At 58.5% G+C, this 18,355-nt stretch carries 16 protein-coding genes; 8 read left to right on the top strand and 8 right to left on the bottom strand.

The annotated features are described in order from the left end of the window. Window positions 1–44: 44 nt before the first annotated feature. The gene (locus KGP22_RS12760) at window positions 45–1,343 is read left to right on the top strand and encodes a D-amino acid dehydrogenase (protein ID WP_223579302.1); all 1,299 of its coding nucleotides are present in this window, start codon (window positions 45–47) and stop codon (window positions 1,341–1,343) included. A 9-nt stretch (window positions 1,344–1,352) separates the two neighbouring features. Continuing rightward, window positions 1,353–2,423: a catabolic alanine racemase DadX gene (gene dadX, locus KGP22_RS12755; RefSeq protein ID WP_223579293.1), complete on the top strand. Its 1,071-nt coding sequence runs from the start codon at window positions 1,353–1,355 to the stop codon at window positions 2,421–2,423. 47 nt (window positions 2,424–2,470) lie between these two features. Here dadX and KGP22_RS12750 read toward each other — a convergent pair whose 3' ends face one another. Together KGP22_RS12750 and ldcA are read right to left on the bottom strand one after the other, a co-directional pair. Next, window positions 2,471–4,204 (bottom strand): potassium/proton antiporter, encoded by a 1,734-nt coding sequence (locus KGP22_RS12750; RefSeq protein ID WP_111964781.1) that lies wholly within the window; start codon window positions 4,202–4,204, stop codon window positions 2,471–2,473. Between the two features lie 97 nt (window positions 4,205–4,301). Next, the gene (ldcA, locus tag KGP22_RS12745; protein WP_111964780.1) at window positions 4,302–5,216 is read right to left on the bottom strand and encodes a muramoyltetrapeptide carboxypeptidase; all 915 of its coding nucleotides are present in this window, start codon (window positions 5,214–5,216) and stop codon (window positions 4,302–4,304) included. A gap of 106 nt (window positions 5,217–5,322) precedes the next feature. Between ldcA and emtA the strand changes: the two genes are divergently transcribed. Then, window positions 5,323–5,934 (top strand): membrane-bound lytic murein transglycosylase EmtA, encoded by a 612-nt coding sequence (gene emtA, locus KGP22_RS12740; RefSeq protein WP_024909815.1) that lies wholly within the window; start codon window positions 5,323–5,325, stop codon window positions 5,932–5,934. 37 nt (window positions 5,935–5,971) lie between these two features. On the opposite strand, the gene KGP22_RS12735 is transcribed toward emtA, so the two are convergent. Then, window positions 5,972–6,703, bottom strand: a complete 732-nt coding sequence (locus KGP22_RS12735) for a flagellar brake protein (protein ID WP_023312174.1) — start codon at window positions 6,701–6,703, stop codon at window positions 5,972–5,974. Window positions 6,704–6,910: 207 nt separating this feature from the next. Between KGP22_RS12735 and KGP22_RS12730 the strand changes: the two genes are divergently transcribed. Beyond that, a complete protein-coding gene (locus tag KGP22_RS12730; protein ID WP_008502662.1) occupies window positions 6,911–7,165 on the top strand; it encodes a GlsB/YeaQ/YmgE family stress response membrane protein in 255 nt (84 codons plus the stop codon). Window positions 7,166–7,277: 112 nt separating this feature from the next. Next, window positions 7,278–9,380: a TonB-dependent siderophore receptor gene (locus KGP22_RS12725; RefSeq protein WP_223579290.1), complete on the top strand. Its 2,103-nt coding sequence runs from the start codon at window positions 7,278–7,280 to the stop codon at window positions 9,378–9,380. Between the two features lie 63 nt (window positions 9,381–9,443). Here KGP22_RS12725 and KGP22_RS12720 read toward each other — a convergent pair whose 3' ends face one another. Both KGP22_RS12720 and KGP22_RS12715 read right to left on the bottom strand, forming a co-directional pair. Continuing rightward, entirely contained in the window at window positions 9,444–11,129 is a 1,686-nt protein-coding gene (locus tag KGP22_RS12720) for an alpha,alpha-trehalase (protein ID WP_223579287.1), read from the bottom strand. Between the two features lie 102 nt (window positions 11,130–11,231). Continuing rightward, window positions 11,232–12,188: an AraC family transcriptional regulator gene (locus KGP22_RS12715; RefSeq protein ID WP_111964777.1), complete on the bottom strand. Its 957-nt coding sequence runs from the start codon at window positions 12,186–12,188 to the stop codon at window positions 11,232–11,234. A gap of 115 nt (window positions 12,189–12,303) precedes the next feature. On the opposite strand from KGP22_RS12715, the gene KGP22_RS12710 reads away from it, so the two are divergent. Further along, window positions 12,304–13,491, top strand: a complete 1,188-nt coding sequence (locus KGP22_RS12710) for an MFS transporter (RefSeq protein WP_127731392.1) — start codon at window positions 12,304–12,306, stop codon at window positions 13,489–13,491. 41 nt (window positions 13,492–13,532) lie between these two features. Here the strand turns inward: KGP22_RS12710 and gap are convergent, their stop codons facing one another. Together gap and KGP22_RS12700 are read right to left on the bottom strand one after the other, a co-directional pair. Beyond that, a complete protein-coding gene (gap, locus tag KGP22_RS12705; RefSeq protein WP_223579284.1) occupies window positions 13,533–14,543 on the bottom strand; it encodes a type I glyceraldehyde-3-phosphate dehydrogenase in 1,011 nt (336 codons plus the stop codon). A gap of 78 nt (window positions 14,544–14,621) precedes the next feature. Beyond that, window positions 14,622–15,602, bottom strand: coding sequence for a helix-turn-helix domain-containing protein (locus KGP22_RS12700; RefSeq protein ID WP_223579281.1), 981 nt, complete (start codon window positions 15,600–15,602; stop codon window positions 14,622–14,624). A gap of 149 nt (window positions 15,603–15,751) precedes the next feature. Between KGP22_RS12700 and KGP22_RS12695 the strand changes: the two genes are divergently transcribed. Both KGP22_RS12695 and KGP22_RS12690 read left to right on the top strand, forming a co-directional pair. Beyond that, window positions 15,752–16,723: a fatty acid desaturase gene (locus tag KGP22_RS12695; protein WP_223579279.1), complete on the top strand. Its 972-nt coding sequence runs from the start codon at window positions 15,752–15,754 to the stop codon at window positions 16,721–16,723. Next, the gene (locus KGP22_RS12690) at window positions 16,716–17,474 is read left to right on the top strand and encodes a PhnD/SsuA/transferrin family substrate-binding protein (protein ID WP_223579276.1); all 759 of its coding nucleotides are present in this window, start codon (window positions 16,716–16,718) and stop codon (window positions 17,472–17,474) included. Before KGP22_RS12695 ends, KGP22_RS12690 begins: the two co-directional genes overlap by 8 nt. On the opposite strand, the gene KGP22_RS12685 is transcribed toward KGP22_RS12690, so the two are convergent. Then, on the bottom strand, window positions 17,453–18,349 hold the full coding sequence (locus KGP22_RS12685; RefSeq protein WP_111964772.1) for a LysR family transcriptional regulator: 897 nt from the start codon (window positions 18,347–18,349) through the stop codon (window positions 17,453–17,455). The two genes, KGP22_RS12690 and KGP22_RS12685, sit on opposite strands and share 22 nt — an antisense overlap. Between the last annotated feature and the right edge of the window lie 6 nt (window positions 18,350–18,355).

Raw genomic sequence — 18,355 nt, 5'->3', positions numbered from 1 at the left:
ATCTGTAATTAGAAGATTGTTCTTTTGCACATAATGGAGTGGCTATGCGTGTTGTCATACTGGGAAGTGGTGTCGTTGGGGTAACCAGCGCCTGGTATTTAAGTCAGGCGGGACATGACGTCATCGTTATCGATCGTGAGTCCGGTCCTGCGCTTGAAACCAGCGCGGCGAACGCCGGGCAAATCTCTCCGGGGTATGCGGCACCGTGGGCTGCACCGGGTGTTCCGCTGAAAGCGATTAAATGGATGTTCCAGCGCCATGCGCCGCTGGCCATCAGCCTTGACGGCACGCAGTTCCAGCTGAAGTGGATGTGGCAGATGCTGCGCAACTGCGACACCCGCCACTACATGGAGAACAAAGGGCGCATGGTGCGCCTGGCGGAATACAGCCGCGACTGCCTGAAAGCGCTGCGCGCGTCGACAGGTATTGAGTATGAAGGCCGCCAGGGCGGGACGCTGCAGCTGTTCCGCACCGAGCAGCAGTACGAAAATGCCACCCGCGATATCGCCGTGCTGGAAGATGCTGGTGTACCTTACCAGCTGCTGGAAGCCAGCCAGCTAGGCCAGGTTGAACCGGCGCTGGCGGAAGTTGCGCATAAGCTGACGGGCGGCCTGCGCCTGCCGAATGACGAAACCGGCGACTGCCAGCTCTTTACGCAGCGTCTGGCGCAAATGTGCGAACAGGCGGGGGTGAAATTCCGCTTTAACACCTCTGTCGACAAGCTGCTGTCGGAAGGGGAAAAAATTTACGGCGTGAAGTGCGGCGAGGAGGTGATCAAAGCCGATGCCTACGTGATGGCGTTTGGTTCGTACTCCACCGCCATGCTGAAAGGTATTCTCGATATTCCGGTCTACCCGCTGAAGGGCTACTCGCTGACCATTCCGGTAAAAGAAGAGAGCGGCGCTCCGGTGTCGACCATTCTGGATGAAACCTACAAAATCGCCATTACCCGCTTCGATAACCGCATCCGCGTAGGCGGCATGGCGGAGATCGTCGGCTTCAACACCGAGCTGCTGAAGCCGCGTCGTGAAACGCTGGAGATGGTCGTGGGCGATCTCTTCCCGCGAGGAGGTTTTGTTGAGCAGGCGACGTTCTGGACCGGCCTGCGTCCGATGACCCCGGACGGCACGCCGATCGTGGGCCGCACGCCGTTTAAAAACCTGTGGACCAATACCGGACACGGCACGCTTGGCTGGACGATGGCCTGCGGATCGGGCCAGCTGCTGAGCGACCTGATTTCCGGGCGCACGCCGGCAATTCCGTTTGACGATTTAAGCGCCGCGCGCTATCAATCGGGGTTTACGCCGTCGCGTCCACAGCACCTGCACGGCGCGCATAGCTAAGGAGTTGTCATGTCCCGTCCTGTTCTGGCCCAGCTGAACCTGCAGGCCCTGAAGGATAATCTGCAAATTGTTCGCCGGGCGGCGCCTGGTTCGCGCGTCTGGTCTGTGGTGAAAGCGAATGCCTACGGCCACGGTATTGACCGTATCTGGAGCGCCCTGAGCGCCACCGACGGCTTTGCGCTCCTGAACCTGGAAGAGGCCATTCTGCTGCGCGAGCGCGGCTGGAAAGGGCCGATACTGCTTCTGGAGGGCTTTTTCCACGCGGACGATCTGCCGCTGCTGGATAAGTATCGGCTGACCACCAGCGTTCACAGCAACTGGCAGATTAAGGCGATTCAGGATGCGAAACTCCATGCGCCGCTGGATATTTACCTCAAGGTGAACAGCGGTATGAACCGCCTGGGCTTCCAGCCTGAGCGCGTGCATACGGTCTGGCAGCAGCTGCGCGCCATGAAAAACGTGGGCGAAATGACGCTGATGGCCCATTTTGCCGACGCGGAAAAACCGGACGGCATTGCCGATGCCATGGTCCGCATTGAGCAGGCGGCAGAAGGGCTGGACTGCCCGTGCTCGCTGTCAAATTCGGCGGCCGCGCTCTGGCATCCTGAGGCGCACTATAACTGGGTGCGTCCGGGGATCGTTCTTTACGGTGCGTCACCCTCGGGCCAGTGGCAGGACATCGCCAACAGCGGCCTGAAGCCGGTGATGACCCTGCGCAGCGAAATCATTGGCGTGCAAACCCTGAAAGCCGGCGACACGGTGGGCTACGGCAGCCGCTACCGGGCAAAGGGCGAGCAGCGGATTGGCATCGTGGCGGGCGGCTATGCCGACGGCTACCCGCGCATCGCGCCGACCGGCACGCCTGTCTGGGTCGATGGGGTTCGCACGGGAACGGTGGGCACCATATCAATGGATATGCTGGCCGTGGATCTTACGCCATGCCCGCAGGCGGGCATCGGTTCACCGGTCGAGCTGTGGGGTAACGAAATTAAGATTGATGACGTTGCTGCCGCTGCGGGTACGGTGGGGTACGAATTGATGTGCGCGCTGGCACCGAGAGTGCCGGTTGTGACGGTGTAACGAATGGTTGTGTCGGGTGGCGCTAGCGCCACCCGGCAAAAAAACCGCTACTCCGCTTCATCTTCCATCGGCCTGACGCCGACTTTCCTGACCGCGTTATCTTCTTTCTCCGCAACCGTCCAAATCATCCCGGCGAACTCCACCTGGTCGCCGACAACAGGGGCCGCCCCCAGCAGTTGCTGAATGATTTCCCCCAGCGTTTGCTGCTTGTCGCGGTACTCCAGCCCTTCATCCAGGCCGTAAATCAGCGCCACATCGGCAAACTTGGCGCTGGCTTCCAGAATAAAATCGCCGAAGAAACGCTGATCCAGCGCCACCGGCGGCGACTGGCTAAACAGTTTGCCCAGCGCGGGCAGGTCGCGCTCGCGGCCAATCACGCAGAGAATATCTCCTTCGCGCAGGCGGGTGCTGCCTGTAGGGTGCAGCAGGACATTATCGCGGAACAGGGCGGCAATGCGCGTTTCAGTAGGCATGTGCAAATCGCGCAGCGAGGCCCCCACGCACCATTTGTCAGCGCTCAGCTGATAAACAAACTGTTCCCAAGGATTCTCTGGGTGAATATCGAGCCCCACGCGAGAGACCGGCCAGCCCACGGGAGGCACCACAACTTTGGCTTTCTTCGCCGCCCACCCGAGCGACGTTCCCTGGAACAGCAGCGAAATCAGCACCACGAAGAACGCCACGTTAAAGAACAGCCGGGCGTTATCCAGACCGGCCATCATCGGAAAGACCGCAAGAATAATCGGTACCGCGCCGCGCAGGCCCACCCAGCTGATAAAGACCCGCTCGCGCAGGTTGAAGCCGCGAAACGGCAGCAGGCCTGCAAATACCGACAGCGGACGGGCGAAGAAGATCATCCACGCGGACAGCAGCAGCGCCGGAACGGCGATCGGCAGCAGGTCCGAAGGCGTAACCAGCAGGCCCAGCACCAGGAACATGCCAATTTGTGCCAGCCAGGCCAGGCCGTCGAAGTTCTGCAAAATGGCATGACGGTTACGGATCGGTCGGTTGCCCATCAGGAAACCGCAGAGATAGACGGCGAGAATGCCGCTGCCGTCCAGCGCGGTGGTAACGGCAAAAATAAGAATGCCGCCGCTCAGCGCCAGCAGGGGGTAAAGCCCCGCGGGCAGGGAGATGCGGTTGATCATCTGCTGTAAGAGGTATCCCCCCGCCAGGCCAATAACAATCCCCAGCCCGAACTGCTGCAGGATATGCCAGACGAACATCCAGCTCAGGCCCGTCTCGTGCTGCTGGATCATCTCAATCAGCGTGATGGTGAGAAACACCGCCATCGGATCGTTACTGCCGGATTCAATCTCAAGCGTGGAGCCGACGCGTTCGTTAAGCCCTTTTCCGCCGAGCAGGGAAAACACCGCTGCCGCATCGGTTGAGCCAACAATCGCGCCAATCAGCAAACCTTCCATGATGTTGAGATGGAAAAGCCATGCGGCCATCATTCCGGTGAGGCCTGAGGTAATCAACACGCCAACCGTCGCGAGCGACAGCGCGGGCCCTAAGGCCACGCGGAAGGAGCTTGCCTGGGTGCGCATCCCGCCGTCCAGCAGGATCACCGCCAGCGCGAGGTTACTCACCATGTAGGCGAAAGGGTAGTTATCGAATGGGATACCACCAATACCATCAATGCCGGCCAGCATGCCGATGGCGAGGAAAATGACAAGAATAGGTATGCCGAGACGCGATGAAAATGAACTTAATAAAATACTGCTGGTTACAAGGACCGAACCCAGAATGAAAAGGCTGATTATCGCTGCGGCATCCAATGTTCTCTTACTCCCACCTCAATGTTAACGCTGTTACTAAAACCCTAACATATTAACGACGGCAACAGCGTTTTATTAAGGGGGTATAACGGCTTTTTTATGCCTTTATGACAGGATGGCCGCTGATGGTCAGCCGACTGCCTGAATCATTGTGGATCAGGGAGGCGTGCGCCCCCAGCGCCAGGGTCACGGTTTGCTGCTCATGACCAAAATCCAGACCGGTGATGACCGGAACATCCAGCCTCGAGCGAATGAACTCAACCATGGTTTCCAGGGAGTAACCCGCGTCATAGTCATTCGGGGCAGAGCCGCTGAAGCTGCCCAGCACAATTGCGGACTGGCGCTCAAGAATACCGGCATGATAGAGCTGCAACAGCATGCGCTCGACGCGGAACGGATGTTCGTTGATATCTTCCAGCACCAGAATGCCGTCCTCGATTTGCGGCATCCACGGCGTGCCGATAAGCGAGACCAGCATCGCCAGGTTACCGCCCCAGAGCTGACCTTCACATTCCCAGTGCGGTCCATTGCCTTGCCACTCCACGCTGTAGGTGGAATTGCCCAGCGCGCGCCAGAAGTGTTCCACTGTAAACGCATCCAGCTCCGGTGCGCCGAAGTTACCGGCCAGCATTGGGCCACTGAAGGTGATAATGTCATGCAGCGCCAGCAGCCCAAGCTGGATGACGGTGAAATCGCTGTGGCCGCAGATCAGCAGCGGATCCTGCTGCTGACGCTGTGCCAGCCCCTGCCAGTCAATGCTCTCCAGTAACCGGCTCGCACCATATCCGCCGCGCACCGCCAGCACAATCCGGTTTTCGCCCGTCAGGCTCACCAGACTATTGATATCATTCAGCCGCTGCGCTTCGGTACCGGCAAAACGCTGCTGGCGGCGGGGGATAATTGTCTGATTTTCTACCTGGTGGCCCGACTCCAGTAAACGCTGAACGCCCCGCTGCGCCGCTTCCTGGTTAATGCAGTAGCCCGACGGCGCGATGAGATGAAACTGAGACATGGCAAATCCTTGCTGAATGAGAAACTAATTGTCTATATCATGCCGCTTATTCGCCGCCTGCTTCAAGAGCGGCGCACCGCAATGACCGGCTATAAGGATAGATGACGTGAAATTGAGATGGTTTGCTTTTTTGATTGTGTTGCTCGCTGGCTGTAGTTCAAAACATGATTATCAAAACCCGCCCTGGAATCCGGAAGTGCCGGTGAAGCGGGCCATGCAGTGGATGCCGATCAGTGAGCAAGCCGGGAAGGCCTGGGGCGTCAGTCCGCGCCTCATCACGGCGATCATCGCGGTGGAGTCAGGCGGTAATCCCACCCTCGTCAGCAAATCCAACGCGGTGGGCCTGATGCAGCTTAAAGCGTCAACGGCGGGGAAAGAAGTTTACCGCTATATGGGCTGGAGCGGCCAGCCGTCGACCAGCGAGCTGAAGAATCCGGAACGCAACATTTCAATGGGCACGGCCTATCTGAGCATCATGGAGCATGGCGTGCTGAAGGGCATTAAGGATCCGGAGGTGATGCAGTACGCGCTGGTGGTGTCTTACGTTAACGGTGCCGGCGCGTTGCTCAGAACCTTCTCTTCTGACCGCAAAGAGGCGATTGAAGAGATTAACGGCATGGACAAAGACGAATTTTTTGAACATGTGGCGAAAAATCATCCGGCACCACAGGCGCCTCGTTATATCTGGAAAGTACAGAAAGCGATGGATGCCATGTAATGCCGCAGACGGGCGGCGGTCACGCTGCCCGATTTCTTCACAGGACTTTATTTGCGCGTTCCCGCGCCTCCCGCTCCAGGGAATAGATAATACGCTGAAGCTCACGCTCTGCGCCTGGCCCGACGTTCAGGAAACGGAAGCTCAGACGCGGCGTGGTGATGGTTTCGTTTTTGCTGTCCACGACGGTGCGGTCGCTGATGGCAATCAGCTGCGCATCGAAATAGAAGCGACCCCAGCCACCCATATCCAGTTCAATTTGCGTAAACCGCATGCCCTCTACCAGTCCGTCGGGTTTCGGCGTATCCATCAGTGCGCCCATGCCGCCAAGCGACAGATCGAAGAGGCGAAAGCGGATCTCTTTTTTGTCCGGCATTTTGGCCTTACAAAAATAGGCGGGATGGAGCGGGGCGCTGATGCGGAAATATTCACGACGCTGAACAAACCAGAGATTGGTCGGAAGGGGGGTCACAAAAGCCGGAAGTCCCTGGTATTCGCTTAGTTCCAGTCGCGACAGGACAAACTCCACTTTGGCCCCCTGCGTTTCGGCCATCACCGCGATGTTCTCCGCTTTCAGCGCCGCGCGGTTTTCGTACTCCTGACTGCCTAAATCAATCACCAGCCGATCCTGCGAGGCGTCAAGGATCTTGCTGATGAACTGATTATTCGACCAGCTGATGCGCAGCGGCACTTCACCTTTTTGCAGGTCGCGTAATACCCCTAATACAGCCAGCGGATTTTGCTTGAGGAACTGCTCACTGTAATGACTCACGCCGGATGGCTCCTTGATTGATGACAGACTGTCTTAGCGTTATCGGCAATCTGCAATGAAACTTAATACAAACCGGTGAGTTTTTTTGCCTGTTTAACCAAAGATAAGTCGGTGAGATGAAAATGGTTTTCCGGCGATGACCTATACTTAAGTTAGCTGTGCAGAAGGTTTTCTGCGCATGCGTTAAACCTGCAAGAGGGCATCGCTATGGGTATCATCGCCTGGATTATCTTTGGTCTTATTGCTGGCGCTATCGCTAAACTGATCATGCCGGGAAACGATGGCGGCGGTTTTATTTTGACCTGTGTACTCGGGGTCGTTGGTGCGGTTGTGGGCGGCTGGCTGGCGACGATGTTTGGTTTTGGAGGCAACATAAGTGGTTTCGACCTGCACAGTTTTCTCGTCGCTGTCGTGGGTGCCATTGTGGTGCTGGGCATATTCAGGTTACTGCGACGAGCATAAATTCACATAAACGGCTCTCTGAGGAGGGCCGTTTTTTTGCCTGCGTATTGATTTGTTAATCTAAATGATAATAATTGTCGTTCCGTATTGCATCTAACAACAAGACGACATTATGAATACCTCACGTTTTACGCTATGCGCCCTGGCAGGCGCCGTCACGCTCGCACTACATGTTCCGGCATTCGCCGAAGAATCCACTATCGTCGTCACCGGCTCAGAGCAGGGCAGCGCGCTGCCTGCCTGGACGAACAGCGCCACGAAATCGGCCGTTGCCGAAAGTAAAACGCCGCAGGTCATCACGACCGTCTCTGCGCCGGAAATTGAAAAGCGTCATGCTAATTCCGTGAATGAAATCCTGCGCTATGCTCCGGGCGTTTCAACCGAGGTGCGGGGGAATACGTCGTACATGAGCGAATACAAAATTCGTGGCTTTACCGTCGACCAGGAGTTCTACAACGGGCTGCAGCTGCCCTATAACGTTACCGGCAATACCAAAGCGCGAATCGATCCGCTGTTGATTGACAGCGTTGATATCCTGAAAGGCCCCTCATCGGTACTTTACGGCGGCGGTTCACCGGGCGGGCTGGTGAATATTCAAAGCAAAAAACCGCAGAGTGAAGCCCGAACCGAAATCGGCGTTAACACCGGAAACCGTAATCTGAAAGAGGGCTATCTCGATTCAACCGGGCAGGTTGCCGACAGCAACTGGAACTACCGTCTGCTGGGCAAAGCCACGGAAAACGACGATCAGCCGCACACCACCCGGTATGAAAACTACCTGGTTGCCCCGTCCGTTGCCTGGCAACCCGACAGCAAAACCCGCCTCACCCTGGACGCGCTGGCGCAAAACACACCGAGCCTCACGCCGTCTAACCCGCTGCCGCTCGCTTACCTGCGCTCGAAATACGCGGGCAAGCGCGACTACGCCGGTGATGAGTGGAGCGGGTTTAAGCAGCGTCAGTGGATGCTGGGCTACAGCTTTGAACATGAATTTGACAGCGGCTGGGGCTTTAATCAGAAGGCTCGCTATTTTGATGTCGATACCCATCAGCGCAGCGTCTATGCAACGGGGACGGGAAGCGAGGCCTATCAGCTCAACCGCTTTGCCTACACTACGGATGAAGATCTGCAGAGCTTCAACATTGACAACCAGGTGACCAAAACCGTTGCGCTGGGTGAGTGGAAACACCACCTGCTGGCCGGGTTTGACTACCAGAAGCTGAACTCCCACTTCCACTACCGCTACGCGTCGGCCACGCCGGGTATCGATATGCGGCATCCTGACTATTCGCAAATCCAGGAAAGCGCGCTGGGGCTCTACACTGCTCAGAAAAACCGCCTCAGCTATCAGCAGAACGGCTATTACCTGCAGGATCAGGTGGAGTTTGGCGGCTTAAATCTACTGGGTAGCCTGCGCTACGACGATTACCGCTCCGTCACCACCAACTACCTGCAAAACGGTGATAAAGCCTGGGTATCGCAGGATCGCGTCACCAAGCGCCTGGGCGCGCTTTACGCCTTCGATAGCGGAATTTCGCCGTTTATCAGCTATTCCGAAGGTTTTGCGCCGGTGTCGCCGCAGGGCACGCTCGTGGCGAAAGACGTTAAGCCGACCACCAGCAAGCAGGTGGAAGGCGGGGTAAAATATCTGCTGGCCGACTACGCTACCACCTTTACCGCCTCGGTGTTTAACATCCGTCAGAAAAATGTCGTTACCTCCGATCCGGGCTTCCTGAACTATCGTCAGACCGGGGAAGTGGAATCTAAAGGGGCAGAGCTATCCGCCATTAGCCGTCCGACGGACAACCTGACGCTGATTGCCAACTATGCGTACACCCACGCGATCAACAGGGAAGATGACAAGTACAAAGGTAAACGTCCGACGCAGGTGCCGGAGAATGCCTTTAACCTCTGGGGGGATTACACCTTTGAGAACACCGCGCTGAAAGGGCTGATGCTGGGCGCAGGCGCCCGCTACACCGGTCCGATGGAAATCTCTCCGGCAAACGACGCGGGTAAGCTGGGCGGCTCCACCCAGTACGATCTGGCGGCTTCATATCGGATGGGCGAGATCCTGCCTTCGCTGGCAGGGCTGACGCTTAAGGCCAGCGCGCAGAACATCACCAACAAAGAGACGCTGACCTGCTACGATGCGACCAACTGCTGGATTGGGCGTGACAGGACGTATCAGCTAGGGGCGAGTTACAGCTTCTAGGTAACTCCCTGTGAGTTCAAAATGTAGGCCGGGTAAGGCGTAGCCGCACCCGGCATTACTCCCTTACTGCGCCGTCGCTTTTACCGGCGCAGCCTCATCATTCGCCGCAGGCCGATTCTCCGGCACGCTGTCGCAAGGTTTCTCTTTTGGGCAGACCCGATCCAGCATTTTCAGCGTCACGCCGTTGCTCCAGCCGAAGCCGTCCTGCAGCGGATACTCGCCGCCGCCGCCGCCCGTACCGGTGGTCGACACGTCATACTTTTCAACCAGTTTCTTTTCCCGGTCGTAAGTATGCTGAACGTTCTTCAGGAAGCGCCAGGTCACGTCCATCGAGACCTTCTCTTGCCCGTAATTCTGCAGCCCTTCCGCAGCCACCCATTGCAGGGGGGCCCAGCCGTTTGGCGCATCCCACTGCTGGCCGCTGTTTACGGTGGTGGTCGCTATCCCGCCCGGTTTCAACAGGCGCGACGAGGTTGCCGCGGCGACTTTATCGGCACGATCCTGCGCCGCCGCCTTCACGTAAAGCGGGAACAGGGCTGCGGCGGTGAGCTGATTGCGTACCTTCTTGCTCTTCAGATCGTAATCCGCGTACCAGCCCTCTTTATCATTCCACAGGTGGCTCTCGATGGCTTTCTGACGCGCCGTAGCCAGCGCTTCGTATTTACTTGCGCTGGCGGCGTCGCCGCTCTCCTGGCTAGCCCGCGCCAGCAGTTTCTCCATCTTAAACATCAGGGCGTTCAGATCCACGGGAACAATGCTGGTGGTCCGGATGGTGCCGAGCTTTTGCGGGTCGTCCATCCAGCGGGAGCTAAAGTCCCAGCCCGAGGCCGCGGCGGAACGTAAATCACGATAGATCTCGGTCGCGGGTCGGTTAGGGTTACTTTTGGCAGTATTCACATCGTCAAGCCAGGACTCCGGACGCGGGGTATCGCGGTCATCCCAGTAGCGGTTGAGGATAGCGCCGTCGTCCAGCTTCACCACGCGCTTGTTGGCCTGGCCCGGCTGAAGGGCATTAACGCCATCCATCCAGTAGGCATACTCTTTTTCCATCTGCGGACGATACTTCTTCAACGCATCGCTGTCGTGGGTCGCCAGCAGTTCAACCATCATTGAGAAAAACGGCGGCTGGGAGCGGCTCAGGTAATAGCTGCGGTTGCCGTTGGGAATGTGGCCGAAGGTGTCTATCTCATATGCAAAGTTATCCACCATGTCGCTGATTTTGTCCCAGTGATCGCTTTCTGCCAGGCCCAGCATGGTGAAATAGCTGTCCCAGTAGTAGACCTCGCGGAAACGTCCGCCGGGCACAACGTAAGGTTTCGGTAACGGCAGAAGGGAATCCCATTTGTTGCTGGCTTTATCGGTGGTGCGCGTCAGCACGGGCCAGAGATCGTCAATGTGCTCACGTAAACTTTGTCCAGCAGGCGGAACATATTTTTCCCCTTCCGCAGGGAGCGTAAAGTTCATCTCGACAAAGTGGCGTAAGTCAAAGCTGGACTGCGTGTGCTGCATCCGGTAGTCCGCCAGAATCATCAGCGGGTCGCTTTTGGGGACGGCATCAGCAAAGGTTTTCTGATCGGGAAACAGTTTGGCGCTCTGCACATCGTTAAACAGAGGGCCCAGCAAAATATCGGGTGAGGTTGTCTGGGCTGCGGGGCTATCGTCGGCATATCCCAGTGTCGTTACGCCGAGCAGCGCGCCGCCTAACGCAAGGGGCAAAAACGCGGGGCGTAGTGTACGAGGTCTTATCATCAGTTCGTCTCCTGTCTTCACTAAACAGCGTGACCGCTGTTGTCAATCACCTGAAAACCTTAGACGAATATTGTCCGCTTCGCGTTAAATATTGCCGGTATTTCAGACCTCTTCCGCGGTCTGGCTGGCTTCCCGCAGCGTGCCCGGCGCATGTCCAATAATGCGCTTGAATGCCCGGCTGAAGGCCGCCAGAGAGCCGTATCCCAGCCGCAGCGCGACGGTTTCAATGGGTTGATTTTCATGCCGAATGTACTGAATCGCCAGCCGCATTCTCAGCTCGCTGAGATATTTTGCCGGAGTGGTTCCCGTCGCGGCCAGAAACCGTTCGGCGAACACGGAGCGGGACGTGCCCGCTTCTTTTGCCAGATCCGCGACGCTCCAGTTCAGGCCTGGCTGCTGGTGCATGGCGTAAATGGCACGGCTCAGGCGCGGGTCGCGCAGAACCTGCACCCAGCCGGTGGCTTTACCGCAGCCGCCTTCAACCCAGCCGCGCACGATTAATGCCGCCACCACGTCGGCAAGGCGCGCAAGGATCCCGGCATACCCGGCCTGACGCGCCGCGGATTCCCGCTCCATCGCCGCCAGCAGCGGATGAATTTCCGGCCAGGTGGACATCAGCCGGCTGACCATCATCACTTCCGGCATCGCTTTGATCAGCGGCTGCATCCCGCCCAGCTCAAAATCCATGCACCCGCTGAAGATGAGGGTGTTCTCGCTTTCCGGGCAGGGCTCGCAGGTGATAGCACAAACCGAGCTGCAGATAGGCTCGCTCGGGAAGGCGTTGATGGGCGTAATGGTGGCCTGCTCGTCAGAGAGCAGGGCATGGGAATTCCCGCCGGGAATAAAGAGGGCGTCGCCACCGCTCAGTTCGAACGTTGCACCGCTCTCCATGCGCAGCAGGGCGCTACCGTGGCTCACAAAATGAAACTGTGCCCGGCCGGGCGCCTGATGAAACGCGACGCCAAACGGCGCGCTGGCCTGGATCCGCCGGTATTTCACGCCTGAAAGACGCATGCCGCGTAAAAGTTCGCTGATCAGATCGGGTGACTGTACGGTCATGGCACAACTCCGGACGAATAATCAATAAGTGGAGATTATATGTCATAGATCGTCCTGGGTGAACCTTCTATTCTTTTGCGACAGTAGTCACATTTTTATAACGGGAGATCAACAGATGAGTTCATGTGTCGCGGCGAGCGAGGCGGTAGCGCCTGCAAAACCCGCCTGGCGGGCCGTCTATTCACTGGGGCTGGGGGTATTTGGTTTGATTACGGCAGAATTTCTGCCGGCGAGTTTGTTAACGCCCATGGCCGCGAGCCTGGGCGTGACCGAGGGGATGGCCGGACAGGCCGTCACTGCCACCGCGCTGGTGGCGCTGGTCACCGGGCTGCTGATTACGCCTGCCACCAAAAGTATTGACCGCCGCTGGGTGCTGATGTTTTTCTCGGTGCTGCAAATTATCTCCAGCCTGCTGGTGGCCTTTGCGCCCAACCTGCACGTCCTGCTGATGGGGCGTCTGCTGCTGGGGGTAGCCATTGGGGGATTCTGGGCGATGTCGACGGCGACTACGATGCGTCTGGTTCCGGCAGATAAAGTGCCGAAAGCGCTGGCGGTGATCTTCTCCAGCGTATCAATTGCCACGGTGGTCGCGGCGCCGCTCGGCAGCTATCTGGGCAGCCTGATCGGCTGGCGCAACGTCTTTATACTCTGCATCCTGCCGAGCATGCTGGCGCTGCTGTGGCAGCTCTGGGTCCTGCCGTCCATGAAGCCGGAAAGCAGCGGCAGCCTGAGTACGCTGTTCCGCGTGCTGCGTCGTCCGGGAATGATCGGCGGCATGCTGGCGACCATTCTGATCTTCAGCGGCCATTTCGCCTTCTTTACCTACCTGCGTCCGTTCCTGGAGACGGTGGGGCAGGCGAGCGTGGAGACCATTTCGCTGATCCTGCTGGGCTTTGGTATCGCCAACTTTGTGGGCACTTCTGTTGCAGGGCATCTGCTGGCACGCAATCTGCGCCTGACGCTGGCGCTGGTGCCGTTTGCGATGGGTGTTCTCGCGCTCATGATGGTCGCCTTTGGTCATCTGGCGATGCTGGACGGGCTGCTTGTCGCGCTGTGGGGCTTTGCATTTGGTCTGGTTCCGGTGGGCTGGTCAACCTGGCTTGCCACTACCGTTCCGGATGAAGCCGAAAGTGCAGGAGGGCTGCTGGTGGCCTCAATTCAACTGGCAATCAGTGCCGGTGCGGCCGGGGGCGGGGCGGTCTTTGACCTCAACGGTGCCAGCGGCGTGTTCGCGGGAAGCGGTTTCCTGCTGGTGACGGCGATGGTGATTGTGTTTATGGGCGTGAAAGTTAAAGCGGAGTGATTTTTTAGCCGGGTGAGCGTTCGTGCCACCCGGCCTCAGGTTTACAGCCCTTTCTTATCCATCAGCACCGCCAGATCCACCAGGCGGTTAGAGAAGCCCCACTCGTTGTCATACCACGCCAGGATCTTCACCATGTTCCCGCCTATCACCAGCGTGGAAAGCCCGTCGATAATTGAGGAGCGTGGGTCGCCCTGGTAGTCGCTGGAGACCAGCGGTTCATCGCTATAGCCCAGAATGCCTTTAAGAGGCCCGCTGGCGGCCGCGTTGCGGAATGCGTCATTCACCTCTTCGGCGGTTACATGACGGCTCAGCGTTACCGTTAAATCCACAATCGACACCACCGGCACCGGCACGCGCAGGGAGTACCCGGTCAGTTTGCCGTCAAGGGAAGGGATCACTTTCCCCAGCGCTTTCGCCGCACCGCTTGAATAAGGCACAATCGACAGCGCCGCCGCGCGTGCGCCGCGCAGATCTTTTTCCGGCTGATCGTGCAGCGCCTGGCTGTTGGTGTAGGCGTGCGTCGTGTTCATCAGGCCATGCTCAATCCCGAACTGCTGGTGCAGCACCTGAGCGGCCGGCGCCAGACCGTTCGTGGTGCAGCTCCCGTTGCTCACCACCGCGTGCCGGGCGGGATCGTACAGGTCATGGTTGACGCCCATCACAATCGTCAGGTCGTCGTTCTTCCCGGGTGCGGAAATGATGACGCGCTTAGCGCCGCCGTGGGTGATATGCACCGCCGCTTTCTCTCGCTCGGTAAAGAAGCCGGTGGCCTCAATCACCACGTCTACCCCAGCATCACGCCACGGGATATTCGCCGGATCGCGTTCGCTAAATACGGCGATCTGCTGGCCGTCTACCTGCAGCGCGCCGTCACCCGCTTCAACGGGCGCGGGCAGTTTGCCCAGAAGGGAATCATGCTTCAGCAGATGGGCGAGGGTTTTACTGTCCGTCAGATCGTTAATGGCCACAATCTGCAGAGCCGGGTTGCCCAGCGCCGCGCGCAGGAAATTACGTCCGATACGGCCGAAACCGTTAATACCGACCTTAACCATAGTGCACTCCTTATCTCTGTTGTCTGGAGTCACTGTAGGCGTCGGGTCGGTTGGCGTAAACGACAAAAAAGGATCAGATTACGCCATTTTGCGGCAGTGGAAGCGCTGGCGGTACTCGCCGGGCGTGAGGTGAAGTTGTTTCTCAAAGATGCGGCGCAAGTTAATGCTAGTGCCAAACCCGCTTTGCTCGGCAACGCGCTCAAGGGAGTCATGGGTCTGCTCAAGCAGCTGACGGGCCGCGGCCAGGCGCGCTTCGGTCACATAGCGGGCGGGAGAAACTCCCGCGTCGCGGGTAAACACGCGGGTGAAATTACGCGGGCTCATTGCCGCTTTCTCGGCCAGATTTTCCACGCACAGATCGGCGGTGAGGTTCTGCAGGATCCAGGTTTGCAGTTCGCTTATCGGACCGGATGTGCCGGGCTGCTGAAGGCTGTAGCGGCTGAACTGCAGCTGCCCGCCGGGACGGCGCAGGTACATCACCATATCCTGCGCGACGTCGCGGGCGAGGGTAAATCCGTAATCGTCCTCGACAAGCGCCAGGGTCAGATCGAACCCGGAACTGACGCCGCCTGAGGTCCAGATGGGGCCGTCCTGAATGTACAGCGGGCCGCCTTCGACCCGGATTGACGGGTACTGTGTCTGCATTGTCTCCAGCAGCCGCCAGTGGGTGGTCGCGCGGCGACCGTCCAGCAGGCCGGTCTGGGCCAGCAGCATCGCGCCGCCGCAGATAGAGGCTACCCGCCGGGCGTGCGGCGCAGCGAGGTGCAGCCAGTCCACAACGGCCGTGCTCTCCTGCTCGTTCATGCCGCGTCCGGTGATGATAATGGTATCCAGCGGTTCACGCGGATCCAGCTCCGGCAGGCGATAGTCCGCCAGCAAATTCAGGCCGGACTGGCCGTGGATCACCTGGTGAGGCTGCGTGGTGGCGATGATAATCCGGTAGCGGGGCTGCGCAAGCTCTTCCGGATGCAGCCGGTTGGCCTGCATCAGAATGTCGGCGATACCGGCGGCTTCAAACAGCATGCCGCCGTCGGGAACAATAATCAGGATCTTTTTCATGTCCTGAAACGTACCTTTATTACAGAATAAGTCAAGGAGCGCATGACCCCCACGTTTCTGGCAAAGCAAAGCGATTAATGTTCTTTGTTATTTCAGGCGTTTTCCCCGATCGTCAGAGAATTATCTCTGGCGAAACGGCGTCTGAAGGAATGAGTCAACGAAGCTCCCTCTATTTACATCCGCAGCAACGCGAACAAATCCGCCACCTCGCATCGGGTTTTTTATGGCGAAGCGAACTGCCCACGTGGCTGCTGATTATCACTATTTATGCAGGCTGGTTTACCACGCTGGCGTTCTGGCAAACGCTGGGCCTGCTGCCCGCCACGCTGCTGCTCATCGGGTTTACCGCCTGGTACATGTCGCTGCAGCATGAGCTGATCCACGGGCATCCCACCCGTTTTGCCTGGCTGAACCAGCTGTTCGGCACGCTCCCGCTGGCGGTCTGGTATCCGTACGGCCTGTACCGGGACTCCCATCTCGCCCATCATCGGCACCATAGCCTGACCCATCCGGTGGATGACCCGGAGTCGTACTATTTTACCGACGAGAGCTGGGCGCGCTTTTCTCCCTGGCAGAAACGGCTTATCAGGGCCCGGAATACCTTTGCCGGACGGCTGATGCTGGCACCGCTGCTGGATATCCTTCAGACGCTGGGCAGCGCCGCGGCGGCATTTCGTCACCTTCACCTGCGCGCAATGACGATGTGGCTGGTGCACGCTTTGCTGCTGGTGGTGCTCTTCGCCTGGATGACGCACGTCGGTTTTTCACCCGTCTGGTTTGTGCTGGCGGTCAGCTATCCGGCGCTGGCGCTGACCAAGGTCCGATCGTTTTTCGAACATCGCGCGGCGGACGATCCGCTGGCACGCTCCGTCATTAACGAGGCCGGGTTATTCTGGCGGATACTGTTTTTGAATCTCAACTACCATTCAGTACATCACGATCTGCCGGGCGTACCCTGGTACGGGCTGAAGGCGATCTACCAGCAAAACCGGGAGGCGTACCGGCAGCGAAACCACGGTTTTCTCGTCAGAGGCTATGGTGAATGGCTGCGTCAGTTCTGGGGCAGGCCCGTTGACGTCACCGTTCACCCAGGAAAACAACAGGGGGAAGGGTATGAGTAACCTGCTGGCGTTTCCCATGTATGCTGTGGATCGCGCCGACACCCGCGCGCTCTGGCTGGCGGTAAAAGGGCTGCTGGCTGCGCGCGGTGTGTCCGTCGATCGCGATCCCGGCTGGCCGGAGTCCGATCTGCTGACCCACTGGCGACAGCCTGCGCTTGTCCTCAGCCAGACCTGTGGTTATCCGCTGGTTACCCAGCTTCCGGACGTGCAGGTGGTCGGCTGTTTTCACTACGTGGCACCTGGCTGCAAAGGGATCCAGTACCGCAGCTTTCTGGTGGTGCGCGAGGAGGATCGCCACCTCACGCTAGCGGATTTTCGCGGACGACGGGCGGTCTGTAATTCTCCGGATTCGCAGTCCGGCTACAATGCGCTGCGAAAAATAGTCGCTCCCCTGGTGAGCAACGGTCCATTTTTCGCGCAAACGTCCTTCAGCGGCAGCCATCGCCAGTCGCTGATTGATGTGAAACGCGGTGCAGGGGATATCGCGGCCATCGACTGCGTGACCTGGGCGTTGCTGCAGCGTCACGAGCCGGAAAGACTGACGGGGCTGGCGGTGATTGACCATACCCCTCTGACGCCGGGGCTGCCGCTCATTACCTCGCACCACACCTCGCCTGACACCCTTGATGCCCTTCGCGATGCGCTCCGCGCGCTGGTGAGTTTGCCGGAATATCGGGCCGTGTGCGGCGCGGTGCTGATTGACGGTTTTAGCGTGGTGACGCGCCAGGCCTACGCCTCATTATTGGCGTGATAAATCTCCAGCGCGTCGGTAAAACAGCGCAGCGCCAGCGAGGAGACGGGCTTCTGCCTGCGCATAATCAGGCCGACAGGGGCCTCAATGTTCGCGTCGGCGATGGGGACAATCCTGAAATTACTGTTCAGATCTTCCAGACCGTTATTCAGCGGCATCACGGCGCAGCATACGCCGCTTTGCACCGCCTGGATGATCTGAAACGTGGAGTCGCTCTCGAAAACGGACGTCGGTTCGATGCCGACAGACTTAAAGCTGGCCTCCATATGCGCCCGGTAATGCATCCCTTTAGTCAGAAACCCCAGCGGAAAATCCGTCAGATCGCGCCAGGTCAACGTCTCCTGGCCGAGCTGGAAATGGCGGACATCGTGCAGCAGGCCCATCTTCGTTTTGGGTAGCTGGATAATATCGAACAGGCTGGTGTCGATGCTGTTGAGGTAGCAAATGCCCAGCTCAAGCTGATTGCGGCTGACGCCGTCGGCAATCTGCGCGGAGGACATGGAATAGAGGCTGTAGGTCAGCTCCGGATATTTTTGGGTCAGCAGGCGAATAAAGATCATCGGATCCACGCTCGCCAGCGGCACCATCCCGAGACGTAATTCGCCCACCACCTGGCCTTTGCACAGCGCCGCTTCCGCCTGCAGCCCGTCGTGCGCGGCCAGCAGCGCGCGGGCCCACGCAAGGATACGCTCCCCTTCCGGCGTAAACCCTTCAAAGCGCTGTCCGCGCAAAATCAGCACCAGCCCCAGCTCCTCTTCCAGGCTGCGGATGCGCATGGAGAGGGTCGGCTGGGTGATGTTGCACTGCGAGGCCGCCTTGCCAAAATGGCGGGTCTCGTCGAGCGCGATTAAATATTTTAACTGTTTAATATCCATCTTTTC

The organism is Enterobacter sp. JBIWA005 (assembly GCF_019968805.1).
GTDB classification, from domain to species: domain Bacteria; phylum Pseudomonadota; class Gammaproteobacteria; order Enterobacterales; family Enterobacteriaceae; genus Enterobacter; species Enterobacter vonholyi.
This window is presented reverse-complemented; position numbering and strand designations above follow the sequence as displayed.

Coding starts and splice junctions, on each gene's coding strand:
- ldcA (WP_111964780.1), bottom strand. CDS start 5,216: ATGTCTCAGTTTCATCTCATCGCGCCGTCGGGCTACTGCATTAACCAG.
- dadX (WP_223579293.1), top strand. CDS start 1,353: ATGTCCCGTCCTGTTCTGGCCCAGCTGAACCTGCAGGCCCTGAAGGAT.
- KGP22_RS12695 (WP_223579279.1), top strand. CDS start 15,752: ATGAGTCAACGAAGCTCCCTCTATTTACATCCGCAGCAACGCGAACAA.
- KGP22_RS12720 (WP_223579287.1), bottom strand. CDS start 11,129: ATGATAAGACCTCGTACACTACGCCCCGCGTTTTTGCCCCTTGCGTTA.
- KGP22_RS12700 (WP_223579281.1), bottom strand. CDS start 15,602: ATGAAAAAGATCCTGATTATTGTTCCCGACGGCGGCATGCTGTTTGAA.
- KGP22_RS12685 (WP_111964772.1), bottom strand. CDS start 18,349: ATGGATATTAAACAGTTAAAATATTTAATCGCGCTCGACGAGACCCGC.
- KGP22_RS12760 (WP_223579302.1), top strand. CDS start 45: ATGCGTGTTGTCATACTGGGAAGTGGTGTCGTTGGGGTAACCAGCGCC.
- KGP22_RS12725 (WP_223579290.1), top strand. CDS start 7,278: ATGAATACCTCACGTTTTACGCTATGCGCCCTGGCAGGCGCCGTCACG.
- KGP22_RS12690 (WP_223579276.1), top strand. CDS start 16,716: ATGAGTAACCTGCTGGCGTTTCCCATGTATGCTGTGGATCGCGCCGAC.
- KGP22_RS12730 (WP_008502662.1), top strand. CDS start 6,911: ATGGGTATCATCGCCTGGATTATCTTTGGTCTTATTGCTGGCGCTATC.
- gap (WP_223579284.1), bottom strand. CDS start 14,543: ATGGTTAAGGTCGGTATTAACGGTTTCGGCCGTATCGGACGTAATTTC.
- KGP22_RS12710 (WP_127731392.1), top strand. CDS start 12,304: ATGAGTTCATGTGTCGCGGCGAGCGAGGCGGTAGCGCCTGCAAAACCC.
- KGP22_RS12715 (WP_111964777.1), bottom strand. CDS start 12,188: ATGACCGTACAGTCACCCGATCTGATCAGCGAACTTTTACGCGGCATG.